This is a genomic window from Pontimicrobium sp. MEBiC01747 (assembly GCF_053601635.1).
Genome location: NZ_JBSHNS010000526.1, coordinates 1 through 5,961 on the forward strand (window position 1 = coordinate 1; position 5,961 = coordinate 5,961).

The window sequence follows — 5,961 nt, forward strand, 5'->3', positions numbered from 1 at the left end:
GGAATATACGATGTGGCATTAGTAACTACTATTAAGTTAACTGCCGAATGGATTTTAGAAAGGAAACGATCTGAGCAATTAAAAGAAATTCAGTTAAAAACTGAGTTAAATTTTTTAAAATCACAAATACAACCACATTTCTTTTTTAATACATTAAATAACTTATATGCCTTAACTTTAGAGAAATCTGATGAAGCGCCACGTTTAATACTAAAATTATCTGGCTTAATGCAGTATGTTTTGTATGAAGTGAGCAGCTCAAAAGCAAGTCTTCATGAGGAAATAAACCATTTAAATAACTATATTGACATTGAACGGATACGTTTTAAAGATAAAATAGAGGTAGAAATGGATATAACTGGAAATATTGAAGATGTTAAGGTTCCTCCATTATTATTTTTAACTTTTGTAGAAAATTGTTTTAAACATGGTTTAAAAGACAACGATTTTGTTAAAATTAATATGGCTTTTAAAGTTTTAAAAAATAATTTATTAGAGTTTAAACTAACTAATACTTTTAATCCTGAAATAGTTCAAAACGAAAAACACGGAATAGGTATTACAAATGCAAAAAGAAGGTTAAATTTATTATTTTCGAATGATTATATTTTAGAGACAAAAATAGTTGATGATACTTATACCTTACTTCTTAAAATCCCAATTAAATGAAAATCAAATGTGTTATAATTGATGACGAACCCTTGGCTATAAAGGTAATTGAAGATCATTTAAAAAATTTTGATCATATAGAAGTAGTCGCAACCTTAACCTCGCCTTTAAAAGCTTATGGTATTTTAGAGCAGGAAAAAATTGATGTTATTTTTTTAGACATTAACATGCCGCAAATATCTGGTTTTACTTTTATTGAAAATTTAACACATAAGCCTTTAATTGTAATAACAACGGCCTACAGAGAATATGCCGTTAAAAGTTATGAACTTAATATTTTAGACTATTTGGTTAAACCAATTCCTTTTAATCGTTTTTTAAAAACAATAAATAAGGTATATCAACAAGTTTATATTGGTACTAATGCTAATGACACTTTAATACAACATGACCCGCATATTTTTTTAAAAGTAAATAAAAAACTAGTTAAGGTTAACCTTAATGATATTCTTATAATAGAAAGCTTAAAAGATTATATTAAGGTTATTACAACTCTAGATGATTATGTTGTACATAAATCATTGACAACAATAACAGAAGAGTTACCTCAATCTAACTTTATGCGCGTGCATAGGTCTTATACTATTTCTATAAATAAAATAGATGCTATTGAAGGTAATATAATAGAAATAGCAAACCGAAAGATTCCTATAGGAAGAAACTACCAAAAACTAACTAAGGAAAGAATCTTAAATATTAATAATCAAAACAACAATTAAAACTATGGTAGATTTATCGATGCTCGATTATGCATTAATTATAATCTTTTTCTCAATTACCCTTTTTATAGGTATCTGGGTCTCTAAAAAGTCTGGAAAGAATTCTACAGAATTTTTCTTATCTGGTAGAACAATGCCTTGGTGGCTTTTAGGGCTATCTATGGTAGCTACTACATTTTCTACAGATACGCCTAACTTAGTGACAGATATAGTAAGATCTAATGGTGTTTCTGGAAATTGGGTATGGTGGGCCTTTTTAATTACAGGATTATTAACTGTTTTTGTTTATGCTAAATTATGGAGAAAATCTAAAGTAAATACAGACTTAGAGTTTTACGCTTTAAGATATTCTGGTAAGCCAGGAACCTTTTTAAGAAAGTTTAGAGCCTTGTATTTGGGGGTTATTTTTAATGTTATAACAATGTCTGCCGTAACCTTAGCCGCTATAAAAATAGGCGGTATTATGTTAGGGTTAGAACCATGGCAAACTGTAATAAGTGCTGGACTAATTACTGTTATTTTTAGTGCTGTTGGTGGTTTTAAAGGTGTTGTTTACACCGATTTTATTTTATTTTTCGTAGCTATGGCTGGTGCTATTGGAGCTGCTGTTTATTTAATAAATATTCCTGAAGTTGGAGGCCTTGAAGCCTTATTAACTAACGAAAATGTAACCGATAAATTATCTATTTTACCAGATTTTAATGATAAAACAGCTTTAATAACATTATTAATTATTCCTTTAGCTGTGCAATGGTGGAGTACTTGGAGTCCAGGATCTGAGCCTGGTGGCGGCGGTTATATTGCACAAAGAATGCTAGCTGCAAAAGATGCTAATCATGCCATTGGTGCCACTTTCTTTTTTAACATTATGCATTATGCTTTACGCCCATGGCCATGGATTCTTGTTGCATTAGCCTCTTTAGTTGTGTTTCCAGACATAGCGAGCATACATGAAGCATTTCCAAACATTGCAGAAGATAAATTAGGACATGATTTAGCTTACTCTGCCATGCTTACTAAACTACCAAGTGGATTACTTGGTATTGTATTGGCTTCTTTAATTGCTGCTTATATGAGTACTATTTCTACGCAATTAAACTGGGGGTCATCTTACATTGTTTTTGATTTTTACAAACAACAAATTAAGCCCGAAGCTACAGAAAAAGAATTAGTAGCTGTTGGTAGAATATCTACCGTTGTTTTAATGGTTATTAGTGCTATTGTTGCTTTATTAATGCAAAATGCCATGCAAATTTTTAATTTATTATTAGTGTTTGGTGCTGGTACGGGACTCATATTTATTTTACGTTGGTTCTGGTGGCGTATTAATGCTTGGAGTGAAATAACTGCTATGTTTGCTTCTGGTATTATTACTTTAATTTTAACAATAGACTCTGTAAAATCATTTTTATTTGATAGTGTTGATGGTATCTTTCCAGAATGGGGAGAATTACCATTTGTAGTATTTACAACTACTATTATTTGGTTAATAGCTACATTTGTAACTAAACCTGAAAAGGAAGAAGTTCTTGAAAGTTTTTATAAAAAAACACAGCCTGGTGGTCCTGGATGGAAATCTGTAATAGCAAATGCGCAAAGTAAGAATATAGAACTTATAGAAAATCATGAAGGTTGGAGTGTTCCTTCAGGAATTATTGCTATGTTACTAGGATTAGTTTTAATATACAGTTGTATGTTCTCTACTGGTTATTGGATATATGGAGAAACCACATTAGCAATCTCTACAACTATTTCTGCAATAGTGTCTGCTTTTCTATTAAAGAGGATATGGAAAAAAATAAGTGCTAAAATTCTTTAAATTTAGTTGCCTATTCTGTTAAAAAACAAACCAAGTAGAAGAAAGAAATTTCTTTCTTCTACTTAAGAACTAACTTTCTTTATATATTTTGAGGGCAAAACACCTGTAGCCTGTTTAAAGTGTTTAGTAAAAGTGTCTGCACTTTTGTACCCTAGTTCTTTACTAATAGATTCTATAGAATATGATCTAAATTTTGAATCTTCTTTTAAACGAGTTATTGCATAGTTAATTCGAAGATCATTTATATAAACATTAAATTTTTTATGATATTTTTGTTTAATAACTTTAGAAACATAGTTTGCATTTGTTTTTAACTTTTTTGCAATATTTGGAGCAGAGCAATCAGGTTTTAAAAAGTACTTTTCTTGTTCAAGTTTATCGAGTCCTTTTTCTATTTTTTTAATTGTTTCTTCTTTTATAGAAATACTAACATCTTTTACTACAAATGATTCTTTAACACTATTAGATATAATAGGTTTATTATTATTAATTGTTATAAGAAGCTTGTTAAGCTTCTGCTTATTTTTTCTTCTATTGTAGAAAAAATATATAATGAAACTTAAAAACACTAGAAAAGCGATGGTAACAGTTATGTTAACTTTATTCTTTTGTTCTTTCTTTTTTAACTTTAGCAGTTTTATTTCGTCTTGAAACCGGAGTGATTCATCTACTTTATACTTGTCTATTGTCTTTCCTCTTAATTTTTCAAATTCTAATATAGAATTTATGTGCATTTCATAATAAAAACTAGCTTTTTCATAATTGTTTAATTCCTTATAAGATTGACCTAAATACTGGTAGCAATCTTTTGTAAACATTCCTTCGTTATCCGTTACACAAGAATTTATTTCTAAATGAGATTCTATTATATTAATGCATTCATTATATTTTTTTTCTTTAAAAGCTATTCTCCCTAATAAATAAGCTTTTTGAAACTCTCTACCAATAGGGTCATTGGGGCTTGCATATTCTAGAGAATTATTCAAATGTTCTTCGGCCAAATCATAATCGTCCTTAATAAAGGAGATTTCTGATTTATTTAAATAAAATTCTCTTTCAAAATAAGCATCTTTATTTCCTTCTTTAAATAGCTTAGATTTTAAAATATTGTTGTAGTAATTTGCTGAATCTTCTATTTTAAGATTTATATAATTCTTTACAAGGAAATTACATGTCCCTTTAAAATGAACATCAACATCTATTTTTTTGTTTTTTAATGTATCTTTTTTGTTTTTTATAAAGAGAAGAATCTCTTTATTTAATTTAATAGACGTAATGTCATCCTTTACTATAAGTAAAATATTAGAAATTCTTCTTTTAACTTTATATTCTAGATATTCATAATTATACTTTCTTGCTATGTTTAATGCAATATACATATAGCCAATATTACGTTTAAACTTTACAGGTTCGCTAGATATAGACTTTAAAAGATAGGTTTCTACCATCTTATCATAAAAACCAAATTCTTTACATAGAGAAAGCATGCTGTCTGATACAGAGTTACTCAACTCATAATATTTATGGTATCTGTATATATTACTAATATAATATAGACCTTTCCATTCCTTTTTTAGATCTCCTTCTTTTTTTGCTTTTTTAATATAAAGTTTTGCAGCCGATATTGCTTTTGTAGTATCAACTCTATTATATTTTTTAATAGAATCTTCATATACTTCATATGAAACATCCAAAATATTTTGCTCAGGAGTATTTTGAGCATAAAAAAAATAAAAAGACAAAAAAGAGCATAAAAAAAGAGCGAACTTCATGTATGTTTTTGGAGGTAAAGTCAAAGATGTTACAATGTATCCTTTTTTATTTTATTATACTCTTCTACATAACGCTTTGCTCTTCTATTACTATTATTATACTCTAATGCTTTTTTATAATTATTATAAGCCTGTAAACTATCTCCAGAGCCTAAATAGGCTTCTGCTAAACTATCATAAACATTATCACTTTCTGGATATAATGCTACGTTAATTTTAAAGACACCTATAGCATCTTCGTACTTTTTATCTCGCAGTAATTTGTAGCCATATCTATTAAAAGAACGTTCATTTAAAAATACACTAGTGGAGTCTTTTTTCTGAATTTCTAAATACCCTAACAAAGCTTTATTATACTCTTTTTCTTTTAAATACATACTGGGTACTTTAAAGCTATCTTCTACTTTTACATAATCGTAAGAGATTGCAGTTTCATCTGTTTCCGATATTTTAGACAAGTATCTTTTTTTTGTTTCTGGATGCTCTACAAAATGAATCATTTTATTCATTTCTATTACAGAAAACTTATTGTCATCTAGTACAATAGGCTTTATTTTATCTGCGCCTCTCCATTTTAAAAATAATGTATTGTCTTTATAATATACGTCTATAACTTCATCTTGGCTAAACAAATAACGCCCAGCTGTTTGCGCTTTATACTCTGGAGTATAATTTATACTCTTAGAGCAGCTAGATATAATTACTATAAAAAGAAGGAATAAGGATTTAGTTTTCATTGTGGTTTGATTTTGATTGATTGAAAATAATAAATTGTACGCATAAAAAAGCGTCTCATGCAAAATGAGACGCCTAAAATTTATTTTCGTTACTTACTTTCTAAAAAAATATTTTAAAAAGAAGTTATATTAAATAGCATTTTTAATTATTTAATTCCCATTAATTCTACATCGAAAATTAGAATAGCGTTTGGAGGAATAACACCACCTGCTCCTCTAGCACCATAAGCTAAATCGCTAGGGAT

6 protein-coding genes are annotated in these 5,961 nt (G+C 28.4%); 3 read left to right on the forward strand and 3 right to left on the reverse strand.

The window, feature by feature from the left end; all coding sequences use genetic code 11:
- The 3 genes from ACVC2P_RS17120 to ACVC2P_RS17130 form a co-directional block, all read left to right on the forward strand.
- Positions 1-669, forward strand: a 669-nt coding sequence (locus ACVC2P_RS17120; RefSeq protein WP_452599667.1) for a sensor histidine kinase, incomplete at its 5' end; no start/stop codon positions are given.
- Positions 666-1,388: a LytR/AlgR family response regulator transcription factor gene (locus ACVC2P_RS17125; protein WP_452599668.1), complete on the forward strand. Its 723-nt coding sequence runs from the start codon at positions 666-668 to the stop codon at positions 1,386-1,388. The genes ACVC2P_RS17120 and ACVC2P_RS17125, both read left to right, overlap by 4 nt.
- Before the next feature lie 4 nt (positions 1,389-1,392).
- Positions 1,393-3,207, forward strand: a complete 1,815-nt coding sequence (locus tag ACVC2P_RS17130) for a sodium:solute symporter family protein (RefSeq protein ID WP_452599669.1) — start codon at positions 1,393-1,395, stop codon at positions 3,205-3,207.
- A gap of 62 nt (positions 3,208-3,269) precedes the next feature.
- On the opposite strand, the gene ACVC2P_RS17135 is transcribed toward ACVC2P_RS17130, so the two are convergent.
- The 3 genes from ACVC2P_RS17135 to ACVC2P_RS17145 form a co-directional block, all read right to left on the reverse strand.
- Entirely contained in the window at positions 3,270-4,901 is a 1,632-nt protein-coding gene (locus ACVC2P_RS17135) for a helix-turn-helix domain-containing protein (protein ID WP_452599670.1), read from the reverse strand.
- Between the two features lie 107 nt (positions 4,902-5,008).
- Entirely contained in the window at positions 5,009-5,716 is a 708-nt protein-coding gene (locus ACVC2P_RS17140; RefSeq protein WP_452599671.1) for a tetratricopeptide repeat protein, read from the reverse strand.
- A gap of 146 nt (positions 5,717-5,862) precedes the next feature.
- The coding region (locus ACVC2P_RS17145) for an FKBP-type peptidyl-prolyl cis-trans isomerase (protein ID WP_452599672.1) at positions 5,863-5,961 on the reverse strand (99 nt) is incomplete at its 5' end.